Genomic DNA, 15,852 nt, shown 5'->3' on the forward strand with positions numbered 1-15,852 from the left:
GCTGCTTCAGCGTGCGCCGCGTGGAGCGGTCGAAAGCGACGCAAGCCACGTTGTCCGCCTCGCGGTAGCGCCGGTGTCAGTGCGGTTCGCCGTGGTGGCGGCCCGGACGTGGCGCGAAGGGCTCGTGAAGGCGGGCCGGTTCGCGCCGTTCTGCGCACGGGCCATGTTGCTGCCTGCGGCACCGTCCGACCTGGACGATGCACAGGTGCAGGCGGGGTTCTACGGTATCGGGATTTGCGTGTTCTCCTCTGGCAAGCTGCAGATGCTGGCCGAGCCGGAACGGTACGTTCGCCGTCGGCACTCGTCGGCGCAGTGGTGGTTCGCCGAGGAGATCTACCAGCAGCTCACGACGACTGGCGAGGAGCTCGCGGCCGGCGGGTGACCGGGTGGATCGCCGAAAGCCAGGACGGGAGTTCCGCCCACGCCCGCAAGGTTTCCGGGGGCTTGAAGGCTTCGGGCTGGTTGATCCGGGTGTTGACGATCTCGGCGTTCGCCACGGCGTCCACGCATTGGGTGCGCCACCAGGTCGCCCGGTCGGCGAGGGTGCGGCAGGCGTGAAGGCCAGGAATCCAGTCCGCCCAGGTACACAGGCCGTGCCTGTGTGCGGGAATGCTGTCGTCTTTGGTGAGGAAGGTGTTCAGCTCCCGGCCGTCGCAGGATGCGCAGTCGTAGACCGGCGCCTGACTGTCGGCGAACTTCTCGTACAGGGTGGAGCCCTTGAAGAAGGACATCAAGTCACCGAACAGCACGCTGGGCGACTTGTCATCCTTCTTCGACCGACGGATCTGCCCGAGGGGATTCATGTGCCGCAGGCTGCCGCCCGAGCCGATCGACGTGGCGAAAGCGCCGTGGCTCATCACGTCGAAGCCGGTCAGGTCGGTACGCAACACAGCGACATGGCCAGCCTCGGCGACCAGGCGACGCAGGTTGGCCACCGCATCCTTATAGCGCTCCAGAGGGTCGAAGTGGCCGCCGATGAAGACGGCCTTGGGCAGCTCCAGCAGGGCAAGAACCGCGATGAGATGATCGATGTGCTCAGGCTGGAACCAGCCGACGTCCAACGGGACGCTGAACACCACGTCGTCGTCGTCGATTCGACCGGCGGCCCGGACCGCGGCACGTAGCGCGTCGCTGTCCCCGGCGTGCAGGTATCCGGTCGGCGTGAGCGCGACGCACGCCTTGAAGTCGCGCTGTCGTTGCAGTTCCTGCTCCAGCGTCAGCCCAAACAGCCCGCCGTCGGCCGGCCGGAGCACGAACGGATCGTCTTCGGTCGCCGCGGCGACTGCGTAGCCCTCGGGATCGTAGGCGATGGGGCGATCGAATCCGGCTTTGCTCAGGTGCTTGATCCCCGTAGCGGCGCCGGCGCCCCTCAGCACGAGGCCGCCGACGTGCTCCGGGAGGACGGGTAGCAGCTTGCTGCCGGTGTCCCAGCTGGTGTGCAGCAGCACCCGGTCCGTCAAGACGCTGGCTGCTCCGGGCGGGACGGCCGGCGCGGACTGACCGGCCAGTTCCTGAAGTGCCGCTTCCCGCTCGGCCACCTTGTCGCTCGTCGGGCGCGGCTCGGGCAGGTAGTCGGGCGGCGTCGCATCGTCGGTCATCGCGCTGCCTCACCCACGGTCGAGGAGATAGGACGGTGAGCTGCGCCGGCCGCCGGCGGGACGGGGCAGCTCAGGTACAGGTCGACGAACTCGTTCTGGCTCAAGTACGCCGCGGACGCCAGCTCGGGAATTTCGTGGCCCTGCTCCAGTTGCTGGCTGATCATCGAGGTCACGGCGGTCGGGGTCTCGGCGTCGAATGTGCCGGGTTCGCTGGTCCGGTAGCCGAGGCTCGACATCTCGACCGCGAGGGTGCGGTACTGCCAGTCGCTGATGATGCCGAGCGTGTGCGCGCGGCGAAGCAATGCCCACATCGAGACTTTCCACCGAGCCTTCAGGTCGAGGAGCCGTGGAACGCTCAGCGCGCCGCTCGACAGCTCGGCGCGGATCTGGCGGCGGGGCATTAGCAGTTCGGCGGCGAAGGCGTTTGCCTGCTTTTCCTGCTCGGGATGCGGCACCTGGTGCATGACCATGTGCCCCAGTTCGTGCGCCAGCGTGAACCGCTGCCGCTCGGCCGGCGTGCCCGAGTTGAGCAGGACCAGCGGGTCCTCGCCGGCCGGGGCGCAGCTGACCGCGTCCACCGGCACGCTCTCCGCTCCGGAGTCCAAGGGGGCCGGCGCGACCAGGCGACGGCAGGCCACCCAGGCGCCGAGGTCCTCCGCCATCGTCACGACGGACTCCAGGGGCCCCCCGGCGGCGTCCCACTTGGCCCGTACCTGCTTGGCGGCGTCCGCCGCGGTAGTCAGCTCGTCGACAGCGACCTGCGGAATCCCCGTTGCCTCGCGCTTGGGGGCGCCGGCCAGCAAGGCCCGGAGCTGGATGCGTGTCAGGTTGAGCAGGGCGTGGATGCGTTTCAGGTCGCCGGCCGAGGCAGCTTGTTTCTTCCGGTGGTGCACCAGGCCGACCCCCGCCCCGACCTCCTGAGTACCCACGCAGAGCAGCGGGACGGGGTATCCGAGGGCTTGGGCGTAGAGCGCCAGGCGATCACCCGTCACGGCCAAGCGCCCGGCTTCGGCGCGGCTGACGTACCCCTGGCTGATCTTGCTGCCGGGGCCGTCCAGTTCCTGCATGACCTCGGCCAGCCGTCCCTGCGTCATACCCCGCGACTCGCGGGCGATGACGAGCATCCGCGGCTGCGCCGCGTCCGTGTCGACTGACTCCATGGTCACCTCCTCTGATGCCACAAATTATCACCTCAAAATATTCTGCGCAACATGCGTCCGGGCCGGCCGAAACGACCTTAGGACCGGAGGTTGCCAGCCGGCCGGCTCGCCGCCAGGTAGTCGTCGCCGTTCCAGCGGTACGAGCTGACCTGCACCGGCTCGCCGAACGTTGGGGCGTGCACCACCCTCCCGGCCCCGATGTAGACGCCGACGTGGTGGACGTTGCCCCGCGTGCCGTAGAACAGGAGGTCGCCTGGGAGTAGCGGCTGGCCGTCCGGCACCAGCGGGCCGGCGGCGTACTGGGTCCGGGCCGTGCGCGGAAGGGCGACGCCGGCAGCCGCGTAGGCCGCCTTCGTCAGGCCCGAGCAGTCGAAGCCGCTGTCACCGTTCAGCGGTCCGTTCCCGCCCCAGAGGTACGGCAGCCCGAGCTGTCCGCAGGCGAAGTTGATCGCCGTTGCGGTGGCGGCGTTGGGTGCCTGGATGTTGTCGCAACGGCCGGTGCCGACCGCGGCCTTGCTGTACCTCTCGGCCTGGTCAAGGACGTCGTTGACGTACCAATCCGCGTGGTTGTAGGCGAACAGCGCCTTGCGGATGTCGCTGGGAGCGCCGGACTCGCACAGGTAGTACGCCGCCGCGTAGATCGCGTCGTGCTTGTCCCATGGCGACGGCGGGTTCTTGCCGCCAGGTGGTAGCGGATGCCTGGCGACGACTCCGTCGAACGTGGACTGGAGGAACTGCATCGGCCCGCGAGCGCCGAACGAGTTCTCGGTTCCCTCGGCGATGCCGACCAGCTTGCTGCGGCCGTGGTCGCTCTCGACCTTGCCGATCGCCGCGAGGATCGACCAGTCCAGCCCGGGACACACGGCGGCTGCCGCTCGGTAGAGGGCGAGGTAGTCGGCGGGAATGTCGGCGATGGCCTCCTGGCTCGGCTCGGTGCCGCTGCTGCCGAACACGGCCTTCACGACGCCTTGTCCGATGCCGCCGATGAGGATGATGACGACCACGACCGCTGTGTAGGCGAACTTCATGGGCGCCTCCGGAAGCGGCTAGCTGGTGAGGCGGGTGGGAACGGATCTGGAGCGGTCAGGGCCGCCGGACCCTGCTGAACCGAGACCGAGCCTGACGCCGGCACGTCGCCGGGCAGATCCGGTTGCGGCCAGAGCTGGGCGAGCTCGACGAGCCGCAACCGGCCGGGGTGACGCATTGCCGACCCGGCGATCGGCAGCCATCGGGCAGCGGCGGGGTCGCCGGCTGCGTCCGCGGCGGTAGTGGCCAGCGGTACGAGCCTGGGCCGGTCGAGCTGGGACAGGCAGTCGGCGAGCGCTCGGCGGGCGGACGTCTCGCGCCGATGGCTGGGCAGCCAGATGAGGACCGGGGTGGTGATGCCGGTCGCGGCGGCGAGCTTCTCGTAGCCGTAGAGCTTGCGGCTGAGCTTGCCGAGGTCTTCGGTGCCGAAGTCGAATTCGAGGAAGAACTCGAGCTGATGGTCGTCTTCGCGCCACCGGCCGTAGGCGTCGGGACGCACCATGTCGCCGAACAGGCGTCCGCACCGGAGCTCGGACCACCACGCCGTCAGCGACCTTCGAGCCCCCGGACGTCGGCCCAGCGCGACCAGGGCGGTGAAGAAGCCGTTGACGCCGACCGTGTGGGCCAGGCGCAGGGAGTGCGCGATCCCGATCGCGTCTTCGTGCCGGTAGCCGATCGACTTCGGATCGAGCCCGTCTTCGTAGGCGAGGGCGACCGCGCCGGCGACGTCGAGCACGTAGTGCATCGGGGCGGTACCGGTCGTGACGAATGGCTGGAACCGGTCGACAACCCGCCACTTGAACAGGTCAAGTAGCCGGTGGTTGGCCGCGCGCATGCTCGGATAGCAGAGCTCGACGATCTGCTGGGTCGTGAAGACCTTGTGCTCGTACAGCATCCGGGCCAGCCACCGGTCGCGGTGGGTCAGCCGCCCAGCGAGCTGGGCGTGGTGTTCACCGGTGGTGGCCGCTCGCGGCGTGGGGCGCTGGGGCATGTGCCCGCGCAACGCCCGCTGAGGAGTGGGGTTCGAAATCATCGGAGTACCTCCGGTTTCAGGCGGCGCGGCGTGGATCAGCGGTGGGCGCTGCGGCTCCGGGCGTGATGGGCTCGACCTCGGCGACTGGTGGCCGGGTGTTCATCCGGGCTGCTTTGCGGATCGCCCTGGCGCGGCCGGGGACCGCGGGCCGCAGCTTTTCGGTCACCGCGGTGAACGGCGGTGCTTCCTCGCCGCCGAGGACCAGGCGGGCGGCGACGTGGAAGGCGCCCAGGTTGGACAGGTCGTGATCACTCAGCCGCGGCATCGTGTGGCGAGCCAGCCGCTTCGCGTCCTCAGGGGACGCGTTGAAGAAGATCTTCGACCGGGCGTTCGTGCTGATGCCCTCTTCGAGTTCCTTCGGGAGCTGGCCGAGGTACTGGTGGGCCAAGGTCATCGACAGGCGATATCCGCGAGCCTCGGCGAGCATGTCTTCCAGCGGGTACGCCAGGTTCAGGAAGTTGTGGCACTCGTCGACGTAGAGCCCGCAGTCGCGCCGCTGACGCTGCGGGACGCGGGCCCGGCGGGTGGCGGCTTGCCAGGTGCGGGCGACGACGATCGAGCCGACCAGCCGCGCCGTTTCCATCCCCAGCGCGTCGCGGGCGATCCGAACCAGGCAGATGCCGCCGGTGTTGAGCACCTCGTCCATGTCCACCGTGGACTTCCCGCCGGCGATCGCGGCGCGGACGAACGGGCGCAGTAGGAAGCTGCGGACCTTGTTCATCAACGGCGCGATGACCTGCGCCCGGCTCGCTTCGGACAGGGCGTCGTACCAGGGCCAGAACCCGCGCAGCACGTCATCCTCGATCTGGTCGCAGGCCCGTTGCCGGAACGCCGGGATTGTGAGGAGCTTCGGCAGGTCGACCAGGGTCGGCGTGCCGGGCATCGCGGTCAGGGTGAGCAGGCCGGCGCGCAGGATGTCATCGGTGCGCGGACCCCATGAGGAGGCGTAGATCCGGGAGAAGATGCTGACGAGGTTGTCGACCGCGCGGGCCTTGTCCACACCCTCCAGCGGGTTGAGCACTGGTGGCCGGCTGCGGGAGTCGGCGTCGAAGAGCACGACCTTCTCGCCGAGCTCCTCGGGGATGCGCATCAGCAGGTCCGACACGAGGTCGCCCTTCGGGTCGACGACCACCACGCCGCGGCCAGCCTCGGCGTCGTCCAGGATCAGACGGGCCATCAGCTCCGACTTGCCCGAGCCGGTCGCGCCGAGGATGTGCAGGTGATGACGCGCGTCGGCGACGTGCAGGCCGACCGGCCGGGAGTGCCCCGAGTCCGACAAGCCGAGCGGCTTGATCAAGTCGCCAGCCGTGGCGATGCCGGGCGGCGGCGGGACGGCCTTCGCGCCGGCGCGCTGAAGACCGGGCGTGGCTTCGTCGATCGGCAGGTGCGCGAGCGCGGCCAGCTCCGGGATCGAGAGCAGGTCGCCGTTGCCGAAACGGCGTTCGGCCAGCACCTGGACTGTGGCCCGGCGGAGCCGGATCCGGCGGAAGTAGTTGTGCTCGGAGAAGGCGGCGAACGCCGAGGCGATCGCGTGGCCGCGTCCCCGCAGCACCTCCCGGACCGCCTGGATCTCGCCGGTCGTCGCGTGCTCAGGGACCGTGGTGGCGACCGCGTATCGGATGCGGGTCTCGAACTGGTTCTGCCGCAGCTTCCCCACGACGGCGCGGTCCTGCGCGGCGAACTCCAGACTGGTTTGCCGATCGAGCCCCGGTGTCCGCGAACTGGACGACGACTTCGCGGTCTTGCCTGGCGTGACGACGTCCAGCAGCCGGCCGACCAGGTTGACCGAGCTGCCCGTGTGCACTCGCCTCGCCGCGCGCCGTGCCTTGGTCACACGGTGCCCGGCGACGGGACGGGCGAGGATCTGCACGCAGGCCCGCTCGTGGGGGCCGAGCCCGACCGGGGCGCCGAGCAGGGCCCGGATCGGGTCGGCGGGGTGCTCGGTACGGATCGGGAGTGCCTCCGAGCGAGCCAGCCGCAGCTCGCCGCCCACTGCTTCGATTCGCCGGCCCGCCCGCGCAGCCGTGGGGATCGGGGGTCTGGCCGACATTGTGCGGGTGTGCGCGCCGGGCCAGGCCGCCTCGATGGCGCGCTCGACCATGCCCGGCGGCACCACGCCAGGCACCCACAAGCGGATCTGCACGCCGTCGTCGGCGAACGTCAACTCGAAAGCCAGGTGAGGTTGCCCGCCGAAGCGCCGCCGCCAGCCTGGTCGCAGCAGGCCGACCAAATTGGACCACACGGTGATCGCGCCGGACGGGTCGACGGTCGGCGGCGCCAGCACGGTGACCAGCCGGGCGTCGGTTACCAGGATCTCGTGGTATCGGCGGCGCCAGCGGCGTCGAGCGATCACCGCGGCGGTCGTCGCGACCGCCAGTGCCGGTCCGGCGATCGGACCCCAGGTGAAGACGAGATCGCGAAGGTGGGCCAGCACGGTCTGGAACGCACCGAGCGGGTCGCGCAGGTAGTCGTCGGCAGGTGAGGCGAGACAGGTGGACAGGGCAAACGGCCAGGACATCATGACCTCCTGTGGAAGCGGTCGACGAAATTCGAAGGCTGGATCAGGCAGCTCGCGGCTCCCCGCCTTGCTCAGGCGGGGGTCTCGGTGGCGTGCGACTGCAGCGCGCCGGATGGGTGTTGCCAACGACCAGCCGCAGGCGCGTGCGGCGGGCGGAATGTTCGGCGTCGACTTCGGCCTGCCATTCGGAGAACCGGCGTCCAGCCAGGCGCTTGAGGTAAGTTGGAACCCGGTTTGCCAGCGCGCCGATCATCTGCGGGCCGAGGACCACGAGGAGATCGCTGGCTTTCTGCGACGCCCGCGCTGCCTCGACGATCGCCGCTTAGTCCGGGAACACGTCGGCGACGCGGTCCACGGCCGAGTTCGGCGCGGCGTCCTGTTCGTCGCCGTACGAGTGAACCCACAGGAAGTTCGGTGGCGGATCAGGCTCGATGAGGGACCGGAACCGGGAACCTGCTTGGTGTACTCGTAGGTACCGCCGAACTTGGCCGCGCCGAGTTCGGCGACTATCGCGGCTCGCCAACCGGACAGGTCATCGAGGACGATTAGGTTGGCCTGGTGCTGGCGCCGGGCCAGGTACACGTGCCAGTGCTACTGGCAACCTCGGGTGTTAGAACTTGTGGAATTCCTTCGAAGCTCGAGGCTTGTAGGCGCGATCCGGGGAGGCTGAGGTGCGTTTTTTGTGCGACCGACTGAGTTACCTCAACGTTAGTGCCGCCGCGCCTCGCCCGGAAGCTGGACCTCAAGAGGTCTGTTGCCGAGCTCGTGAGGTTGTCCGTAACGTCGTAGACGGATAGATCGACTCCTCGGTTATGGGCTTCATGAAGTGCTTGACTTCGTTCGTGCGCAGTGGGGAATCTCGTGGGCCTAGGCCCCTCTCCATCAGGACGATTGTTGCCTGTGGAGCGATTGTCGTGCTGTGTACGATGCTCGCCGTGGCTCTGCTGCTCTGGCCGGCACCAATGATCAACTTGCGCACCACTAACGATCAGTTCGATGCCTTGCGCACGGTGTTGGTGATAGGCGGAGCTGCGGCGGGAGCGATGACCTTATTGTTGGCCGCCCGTCGGCAGGTGCACAGCGAGCATGTTGCGCAAGATGCGGTGCTAGACGCGGCCGAGCGTCGAATCACCGAACTGTACGTAAAGGCGGTTGAACAACTCGGGTCAGAGAAGGCGCCAGTCCGACTCGGCGGAATGTACGCCCTCGAACGGCTCGCGAATCGGAATCCGGATCATCGACAGACTGTCGTGGATGTCATATGTTCGTATCTTCGGATGCCCTTCAATGTTGAAGTTGAATCCGAGTTCAGCTTACCGGAGGCAATCGGGATACCTGAATGGCGAGACTCCCGGGCTAATCTCACGGCGACAAGTAGAGAGGAGCGAGAGGTTCGAGTGGCCGCACAGGAGATATTGTGTAGGCACTTGCAAGGGGCGTCGCCGCTTCCTATCTATTCTGGTGCCGAGAACTGGGGTCTACTAACCTTGAACCTCAAGGGTGCGACCTTAACTGACTTCAATGCGCAATGCATGGTCATCGGGGAAGCCGGGTTTGACTATGCTCGGTTTCAGGGCTTGACGATGTTCAATGAAAGTCGATTTGCGGCTTATGTGAGCTTCGCTGGATGCACGTTCGAGGCGGGCCTGCTTTGCGAGAGTACGGAATTCTCTCGGGGCGTATCATTCATGGGAACTACTTTCAATGACCTGGCCTACTTTCGCGGATCCAAGTTTGACGGCTCTCACTCGTCAAGATTTCGTGGAGCAGTATTCAATGGTGCCGCGTACTTTCACCAGAGCATCTTCTCGTCGTCGGCGGATTTTCATGGTGCAGACTTCCGGAAATCAACGACGTTCGCCGCGGCTAAACTTAGGGGATCCGGGGAGTTTCAACATTTCCGGTTGGCTGATGACCCATATGAGAACGGAACAGCTTCTGGTTCCGCGGAGTTTGTAAAGGCGCAATTCAATGGCGACGTATCCTTTGAGGGTGTAAGTCTCGTCGGTCAGGTCGGGTTCGAAGGTGCACGATTTCACTCAGGGGTAACTTTCAAAGGTATTGATGACGACTCATTGGTGCTCTTGGGTGGCGCGTATGCGCGACTCGATGTGCCGGAACAGTGTGGACGATGTTGGCCTTGTGACTGGGGTCAGTCATCTCAAGTTGCAAGCATGGATGGATTTCCTGAGAATGGCGAGTGGGGACAATTGATCGACTCGAAGTCGATTGAGGGGCAGGAATAAACGCGACGGCCGACTCGTGGATAAGATCCTGCGCAGGATGCCATTAATGTCGAGTATCAAAATTATGGAATTTATCCAGGTGGGCGGGCGGTCTGTTGTGCCGTGCGTCTCCATTGGCTTAGGGCTCTTTGGCTCATCTTCGATCGATGCTCGGTAAGTTGCGGCGACTGGTAGTTAGCTGTGTTCGAAGAGCAACGTCTCGATGTTGCTTACGGCAGTGGCAACCACACGTCGGCGATCGTCCGACGGGTGCGTCGGCGCAGAACGTGCCCTAAGTCTCAGGGGGTCGTAGGGTATAGCTCATGAAGCCTCCTTCGTTCGACAGCTGGCTCTCCCATGGGTGGGGTATTCAGGTGAACACGCCACATGAGCTGTTCAGGATCATCAGCCATATTGCCCTGTTTGCGCAGGATCGAACGTACGCCTGGAGGGGGCAGAACGATGCGTCTTGGGACCTCAGTGCATCCCTGTTCCGAGAGATTCGGAGCGACGGTAGCGAGGTTACGGAGGAACGGGTCCGCGCTCGCGAGCTCGAAATACTCGAGGAAGCGCGCCGTTGGGGGCTCGGCCGTGACCTCGGGTCGTCGGCTACTGACCTGCACATGCTTGCTGTCTTACAGCACCATGGCGTTCCGACCCGCCTGCTGGACGTGACGGCAAACCCGATGACGGCACTCTGGTTTGCGACCGAGGAGCACAGGCCGACCGAGTCTGGCGGTGTCCGTCGAAGTCCGGGTGTACTGTTCGCCATCGACGTCACCAAAACGGCATGGTATGAGACCTTTCAGCATGGCGAGCAGAGTCAGACGTGGGAGCATATGTCGAACCCCCTCGGTGCTCTCTATAGTCAGGCGTTGAAGAGATCTGCTGCCGGGCGGCAGATGTTTAGAGCCTTTCCTGCGCTTCCTGACGAACGGATGAAAGCGCAGGAAGGATTCTTTATCGGCAGTGCTGTACCGAAACGCCACAAGGCGCCGGGTGTCCTGGGTGTGAATCCCATTGGGCAGGCTCCAGGTGCCGAGAAGTTGAGCAAGCTGCTCTCTGCCGAGAAGGGTCCTGGGCGTCCGGCGAGCCTTCCTTTCTGTGCGATCGTAATCCCCGCTGCTGTCAAGGATAAGCTCAGAGATCCGCTAAAGCGTACATACAACCGACGTCGACGCGTGTTGTTCCCTGACGTTGACGGATTTCGAGAGGCGCTTATTCGCGGGCAGCTCGACTAGTTTCCGCCCAATGTCTACTTGCGTCAGCAGGAGTAGGCCGGTCATTGGGGCGACGAAGAAATAGTTATCCCCTGTTGTGTTTTCGTACTGCGGAAGATCAGGCAGCGTCGAGGTCGACGAAGGAGTTCTCGATCTCCGCGGAGGTGTCGGAGTACTCGGCCAGCTCAGCGGGGTTCGACGTGACGAGCTGGTGCTCGACCGGCGACGCGATGGACTGGAACGCCACTCGTTGCGTGCCGGTGCTGAGCAGTCCTTGGCCGCGGTCGGCGGTGAGGAGGAACTGCCGTTCACCCTGCGAGAGGTCGAAGATCCGGCAGATTTCGTCGATTGCCTGCGGTGCCTGGCGCAGCAGGATTTGCGTCGCCGCGTTCGCGATGATCGCCTTGCCCAGGTCGGTGCTCGTCACGTCGGGGGCGTCCTGGGTCGCCACCGTGACGCCGCCCCACCACTTGCGGGAGCCCTTGGACATCCGGAGGAGGAACTCGCCGCCGGCCGGATCCTTCATCAGCAACCAGGCTTCGTCGACGACGACCTGCCGGGGTTTGCGGATGGCGGGATTGGACACTTGGCGCCACACCGCATCGAGCGCGAGAAGTGTGCCGATCGCCTTGAGCTCGCTGGGGAGGTCGCGCAGCGAGAACACGACGAGGTGGCCCTCGGGCCGTGTCGTGGTCGGACCCGAGAACAGCCCGGAGAACGCGCCCGTGGTGAACGGCTGTAACCGCGCCGCGAGGTCCGCCCCGTCTTCCTCAGCCAAGACCTCCGCAAGGTCGGCCAGCAGCGGCGCCGGCCGAGTCCAGGTCCGCGCATCCGACGTGATTCCGGCCCGCTGGTAGGTCGCGGTGATTGCCCGGTCCAGCGCGGCCCGCTCGGCCGCGGCGAGCTCGTTGCCCAGCAGCACCGAGATGACGGTGTGCAGGAACAGGCTGCGCCGGATGAGCGCGTCGCGGGGAGCTGTCCGGCGTCCGTCCGGCCGGGTGTGGATCGGCAAGTCCATCGGGTTCAGCCGGACCTGCTCGGCGCCGAGGTGGACGTAGGTGCCGCCGACCGCGGCGGCGAGCCGGGCGTACTCGTCCTCTGGGTCGATGATGTGGATCTCGATGCCGCGATACAGGCTGCGCAGGAGCTCGAGCTTCACCAAGTACGACTTGCCGGCGCCGGACCGGCCGAGGATCACGCTGTTGTGGTTGTCGAGGGCGAACCGGTCGTGGTGGACGAGCCCTTGGCTGCCGACGTTGAAGCCGTAGAGCACGCCGCTCGGGGCGCCGACCGAGGTCGGGTCCGGCGGCGGCAGGTCCGGTGACGTGAAGGGGAACGCCGCCGACAGCGCGCTGGTGTCGAAGGTGCGGCGCATCCCGACCAGGTCCAGGCCCATCGGGAGGCTGGTGATCCAGCCCTGCAGGCTTCGGTACGTGGTGGGCTTGCAGTCCAGCAGGAGCGATGCCGCGAGCGACCGGATCGCGGCTACCTCGTCGCCGAGCGCCTCCTCGGTCGCGGCGTGCACGGTGAGGTAGAGGCCGAGCCGGTAGAGCTTGCCCTCGCCGCGGGCGACTCGCGCGGACAGGTCGTAGGCGTCCTCGGTGGCTGCCTCGACCTGGGGGTCGATCAGCCGTCCCTTGTCGCTGGTGTGCCGGCGACCCGACTCCAGTTTCGACAGCTGCTTCTTCAGCCGGTTGGCCGCGGTGACGGGGTCGATCGGCTCGATGTGCAGCGAGACGTCGACCCGTCCGGGATAAGTCAGCAGGGGCTGCAGCCAGCCGGGATGAACCTCGCGCGGGTAGCCGGTGACCGCGAATGACGCGACCCATTCGCCTCCGACTTCGAGCGCTCGGGGACGCACAGAGATGGCGTCCGGGGTGAACGCGCCGGCCTGCCCGACGGGTGCCTGCCTGCTTGCGGCGTCGCGGTGCCTGGTCATCTTCATCGGCGGTCCCTCCTTGCGACGTCGTCGTAGTCGTCGGGGTCTTCGTCGTCCTCCCACCCGGGCTCGGCAGCGCCGAACGCGTCTTCGGTGGCGAACGCGGTGCGGCCGAACGCCGTGTCGTTCCAGCTCTCGTCCGGGGCGGTGGTGATGACCTCGTCGGAGCCGGCGAGGTCGGAGTTCGGCGGGATCAAGCTGTCGGGGTTGCACGCCGCGGCGAGGACCGCGGTGGCCTGGCCGGCATCCAGCGGGGTGACCACGATCCCGGACGGCGAGAGCAGTTCCACCGCCTCGCCCAGCCGACGCACCAACCGCGCTTCGGCGGCGCGTCGGGCGGCGTCGTCGATCGACGCGGCCTGCCTCGCTGCCCTTCGTCGCGCTGACAGCGCGGCCAGCGGCGAGGCACCGCCGAGCCCGTCGGTCGGCCCGCTGGTCCGCAGCGGCTCTCGCAGGATCAGCAGGATCTGGCGCCGCAACAGGTCGGTCGCGCGGCCGAGCTGGTCGAGGTACTCAGCGTGCTCACGCGCAGCCCGTTCCAGCGCAGGGTGCGGCAGCCCGCCGGCCTGTTCGCGAAGTTCCGCGATCTGCCCCGACAAGTCCAGCCGTTCCGCCCGGATGAGCACCTGGACCGGCGCGGTCAGCGAGTGCAGGTACCGGCCGAAGGAGGTGACGAGCGCCTCCTGCTCGGCGGGCGTGCGCAGGCCGAAGTTGATCGTGGAGCAGACCGCGACCACGGCGGCGCCGTCCTTGCCGAGATCGATGACGCCGGTGTCGGTGATGCCTTCGGCGGGCAGCCGCAGCGCGGCCGGTGAGACCGCCGACGCCGAAGAACTGGTTGTGCTCGCGGTCTGCCCGATCCACTCGGGTGTGGGCCGGACGCCTTCCGGCGCGGCAACCCGGTACTGCGGGCTCATCCGCTGGCGCAGCGCCGCCAGCACGAGCCGGTCGAGGGAGATGCCGTCGCGCTGACCCAGCGCGAGGAACGCGGCGGTGACGCCGATCGGGATGGCGACTACGAGGAACACCGCCAGCGGGACGAACGCGCGGGTAATCGTGTACGTCCCGTACAGCACGATTCCGGTGACGGTCAGGATGAGCAGCTGTCGCGCGGTGAGTGGACCGATCACCCGGTCTTCGCGGTCGACATCGGCGGGAATCCGGACGGGTTGGCTCATTTCGCTTCACCTCGTGGGGCTGGCTTCGGCGCGCGGAACATCGGCGGCGGAGCGGACTGGGTGCGGCGATGGGCATCACCGAGGCGGGGTTCCGGGCTTGCCTGTCGGAATTCCGGCGCGGCAGGTGCGGAGGTCGGTCTGGCTAGGTGGGGTTGTGGTACGGGCGACGTTGCCGGTCGGAACTGCAACTGCAGCGGCACCAATGCTGTGCGGATGGGGCGCGCCGATGGCGTTGCGGCGCTGCGTCGACGCGGGCCGCCGGGGGCTTGAAACTGCGGAGTGGCCGACCGTGGCCTTCGTCGTGGCGTGGGCACTGCAGGTGTCGGCGCGGAACTGAATTCGGGCATGGTCGGTCCCTGACTCGCCGGGATCACGGCGGGGTCGTGGGTGGTGTCTTGGGGCGAGGGCTGCAAGAACCGCGGCGCTTGCGAGGGCCGCGACGGCCGCCGGGCCGCGCGGGCGCGCTCGGCGTCGTGGGCCGCCTTGACCCGCCGGTTGACGACTTCGGGACTGGGCGCGCGACGTGGCTGCGCCGGCCACGGTGGATCCGCCGCACCGCCGCCGCGTCCGGCGTTCTTCGTCGCACTGGCGGTGCCGGCCTTGCCGAACGCACCGGTCTTGCCGGCGACCATGCCGAAGGTTTTCGCCGCGATGTACGCGCGAGCCAACCCGCCGAGGAAGGAACGGCCGGAGCCGACCTTGACTGCCTTCAGCATCCAGAACGGAATCTTGAACAGGACGAAGAACAAGGCGATCGCGGCGATCAGCGTGCCGAGCGCGGACAGTGTCGAGCCGAACAGGTGCACGCCGCCGGACAGGAACGTGCGTACCGCGGTGATCAGCACCAGCGCCTGGGCGAACTGAACCCCTGTCGTCACGGTGATCGCCTTCCACCACCAGTGCGCCAGCGGCTCGGTGTGGGGCAGCCCGTGGCACATCAGGAAGAACGGCGCGCTGATGATCAGGACGAGGGTGATGACGATCCGGACGACGTAGACGACCAAGAGACCGAGGCCGAGCACCACCAGCACGAGCGCGACCAAGATGATGAACAGCCCGCCGGTCTGGATGCCTTGGACGGCCTCCTGCAAGGTGTTGCCCAGCGAAGGCGCGTTGACTCCGTCTCCAAGGACACCCAGAGTCAGGCCGTTGGCCAGCCGGATGAGCTTGTCGGCGAAGAAGAGCGAGAGCGCCGAGGCGATGAACGCGATCGGGATCCGCGGCCCGATCTCCTTGATCGAGTAGCGCGTCTGCACGGTCTCGTGGCCCATCAGCAGGATGCCGCCCAGCAGGATGAGCAGCCCGTAGGCGGCGACCACGATCTCCCAGGAGCTGTTCCAGAGCTCGCCGATGCCGGGCAGGTCGCTGATCGTCGGCGTGGACAGCGCGGTGTGGCCGATCAGCTCGAGGATCGGATCCAGCGCGTCGTCGACGACACTGCGGAACGCCGAGTTGATGGCCTCGGTGATGCACGCGCCGACGTCGGTGATGCCGCAGTCCGAGTCGCCGTCGCCGCTGCCGGTGCCCGGCTGCTGCGGATTCGTGCTCGGCGCCGGCGGAGTCGGCTGCGGGATGCAGTCCTCGCCCGTGCACGGCTTGCTCGGCGTTGTGCTCGGCGTTGTGCTCGGCGTCGGCGAGGTGCAGCCGAGCTGACCGGGGAAGCTGCACGTCGTGGGCGTGGGCAGCGCGGTCGGAGGAGGCAGCGGCGGGTCCGCCGGCGGCTGCCGAGGCACGGCCGGCGAGGCCCACGCGTTGACCGCGAGGATGCCGGCCAGGAGCACGACGGTCAGCACCAGCAGCCAGCCCGCTCGCCGGCGCCGCCGTCGGATGGAGACCTGCTGGCCGGCGTCGCTGACGGGGGCGAGCATCGGTCGATCCGCCGCGGCAGCGGTCTCGGACGGGCTGCCGGGCCGGCGGTACGGGCGAACCGTGGGCAGGGTGCTGACGGCCATCGG

The 15,852-nt window shown here is 67.4% G+C and carries 11 protein-coding genes and 1 pseudogene; 3 read left to right on the forward strand and 9 right to left on the reverse strand.

Features of this window, described 5'->3' with window-relative positions; translation table 11 throughout:
- Positions 1-79 precede the first annotated feature (79 nt).
- Positions 80-382: a hypothetical protein gene (locus C2L59_RS44685; protein ID WP_146060525.1), complete on the forward strand. Its 303-nt coding sequence runs from the start codon at positions 80-82 to the stop codon at positions 380-382.
- On the opposite strand, the gene C2L59_RS44690 is transcribed toward C2L59_RS44685, so the two are convergent.
- The 6 genes and pseudogenes from C2L59_RS44690 to C2L59_RS47665 all read right to left on the reverse strand — a co-directional run bounded on the left by C2L59_RS44690 (position 345) and on the right by C2L59_RS47665 (position 7,858).
- A complete protein-coding gene (locus C2L59_RS44690) occupies positions 345-1,598 on the reverse strand; it encodes a hypothetical protein (RefSeq protein WP_103355639.1) in 1,254 nt (417 codons plus the stop codon). The two genes, C2L59_RS44685 and C2L59_RS44690, sit on opposite strands and share 38 nt — an antisense overlap.
- The gene (locus C2L59_RS44695) at positions 1,595-2,758 is read right to left on the reverse strand and encodes an ImmA/IrrE family metallo-endopeptidase (RefSeq protein WP_199199743.1); all 1,164 of its coding nucleotides are present in this window, start codon (positions 2,756-2,758) and stop codon (positions 1,595-1,597) included. Before C2L59_RS44695 ends, C2L59_RS44690 begins: the two co-directional genes overlap by 4 nt.
- A 77-nt stretch (positions 2,759-2,835) precedes the next feature.
- Positions 2,836-3,786, reverse strand: coding sequence for a bifunctional lytic transglycosylase/C40 family peptidase (locus C2L59_RS44700; protein WP_103355640.1), 951 nt, complete (start codon positions 3,784-3,786; stop codon positions 2,836-2,838).
- Positions 3,783-4,817, reverse strand: a complete 1,035-nt coding sequence (locus C2L59_RS44705; protein ID WP_103355641.1) for a replication-relaxation family protein — start codon at positions 4,815-4,817, stop codon at positions 3,783-3,785. The genes C2L59_RS44700 and C2L59_RS44705 overlap by 4 nt, the downstream gene beginning before the upstream one ends.
- Positions 4,818-4,833: 16 nt before the next feature.
- Positions 4,834-7,335 carry a helicase HerA domain-containing protein gene (locus tag C2L59_RS44710; protein ID WP_233224035.1) on the reverse strand — a complete coding sequence of 834 codons (2,502 nt, stop codon included), beginning with the start codon at positions 7,333-7,335 and terminating at the stop codon, positions 4,834-4,836.
- A 43-nt stretch (positions 7,336-7,378) separates the two neighbouring features.
- Positions 7,379-7,858 (reverse strand): annotated as a pseudogene (locus tag C2L59_RS47665) (hypothetical protein).
- 412 nt (positions 7,859-8,270) lie between these two features.
- On the opposite strand from C2L59_RS47665, the gene C2L59_RS44715 reads away from it, so the two are divergent.
- Together C2L59_RS44715 and C2L59_RS44720 are read left to right on the forward strand one after the other, a co-directional pair.
- Positions 8,271-9,581 (forward strand): pentapeptide repeat-containing protein, encoded by a 1,311-nt coding sequence (locus C2L59_RS44715; protein WP_158263155.1) that lies wholly within the window; start codon positions 8,271-8,273, stop codon positions 9,579-9,581.
- Positions 9,582-9,883: 302 nt separating this feature from the next.
- Entirely contained in the window at positions 9,884-10,801 is a 918-nt protein-coding gene (locus C2L59_RS44720) for an FRG domain-containing protein (RefSeq protein ID WP_103355643.1), read from the forward strand.
- A 97-nt stretch (positions 10,802-10,898) separates the two neighbouring features.
- Here the strand turns inward: C2L59_RS44720 and C2L59_RS44725 are convergent, their stop codons facing one another.
- The 3 genes from C2L59_RS44725 to C2L59_RS44735 are packed head-to-tail and all read right to left on the reverse strand — an operon-like array spanning position 10,899 to position 15,849.
- Positions 10,899-12,725 carry a VirB4 family type IV secretion system protein gene (locus C2L59_RS44725; protein ID WP_103355644.1) on the reverse strand — a complete coding sequence of 609 codons (1,827 nt, stop codon included), beginning with the start codon at positions 12,723-12,725 and terminating at the stop codon, positions 10,899-10,901.
- The gene (locus C2L59_RS44730) at positions 12,722-13,897 is read right to left on the reverse strand and encodes a PrgI family protein (RefSeq protein WP_103355645.1); all 1,176 of its coding nucleotides are present in this window, start codon (positions 13,895-13,897) and stop codon (positions 12,722-12,724) included. Before C2L59_RS44730 ends, C2L59_RS44725 begins: the two co-directional genes overlap by 4 nt.
- Positions 13,894-15,849 carry a hypothetical protein gene (locus C2L59_RS44735; RefSeq protein WP_103355646.1) on the reverse strand — a complete coding sequence of 652 codons (1,956 nt, stop codon included), beginning with the start codon at positions 15,847-15,849 and terminating at the stop codon, positions 13,894-13,896. The genes C2L59_RS44730 and C2L59_RS44735 overlap by 4 nt, the downstream gene beginning before the upstream one ends.
- Positions 15,850-15,852: the final 3 nt, after the last annotated feature.

The organism is Amycolatopsis sp. CA-128772, from assembly GCF_002904295.1.
Lineage (GTDB): Bacteria > Actinomycetota > Actinomycetes > Mycobacteriales > Pseudonocardiaceae > Amycolatopsis.

Excerpts from the sequence above, each read along its gene's own strand:
- C2L59_RS44690 (WP_103355639.1), bottom strand. The coding sequence starts at position 1,598 with ATGACCGACGATGCGACGCCGCCCGACTACCTGCCCGAGCCGCGCCCG.
- C2L59_RS44695 (WP_199199743.1), bottom strand. The coding sequence starts at position 2,758 with ATGGAGTCAGTCGACACGGACGCGGCGCAGCCGCGGATGCTCGTCATC.
- C2L59_RS44700 (WP_103355640.1), bottom strand. The coding sequence starts at position 3,786 with ATGAAGTTCGCCTACACAGCGGTCGTGGTCGTCATCATCCTCATCGGC.
- C2L59_RS44705 (WP_103355641.1), bottom strand. The coding sequence starts at position 4,817 with ATGATTTCGAACCCCACTCCTCAGCGGGCGTTGCGCGGGCACATGCCC.
- C2L59_RS44710 (WP_233224035.1), bottom strand. The coding sequence starts at position 7,335 with ATGTCCTGGCCGTTTGCCCTGTCCACCTGTCTCGCCTCACCTGCCGAC.
- C2L59_RS44720 (WP_103355643.1), top strand. The coding sequence starts at position 9,884 with ATGAAGCCTCCTTCGTTCGACAGCTGGCTCTCCCATGGGTGGGGTATT.
- C2L59_RS44725 (WP_103355644.1), bottom strand. The coding sequence starts at position 12,725 with ATGAAGATGACCAGGCACCGCGACGCCGCAAGCAGGCAGGCACCCGTC.
- C2L59_RS44730 (WP_103355645.1), bottom strand. The coding sequence starts at position 13,897 with ATGAGCCAACCCGTCCGGATTCCCGCCGATGTCGACCGCGAAGACCGG.
- C2L59_RS44735 (WP_103355646.1), bottom strand. The coding sequence starts at position 15,849 with ATGGCCGTCAGCACCCTGCCCACGGTTCGCCCGTACCGCCGGCCCGGC.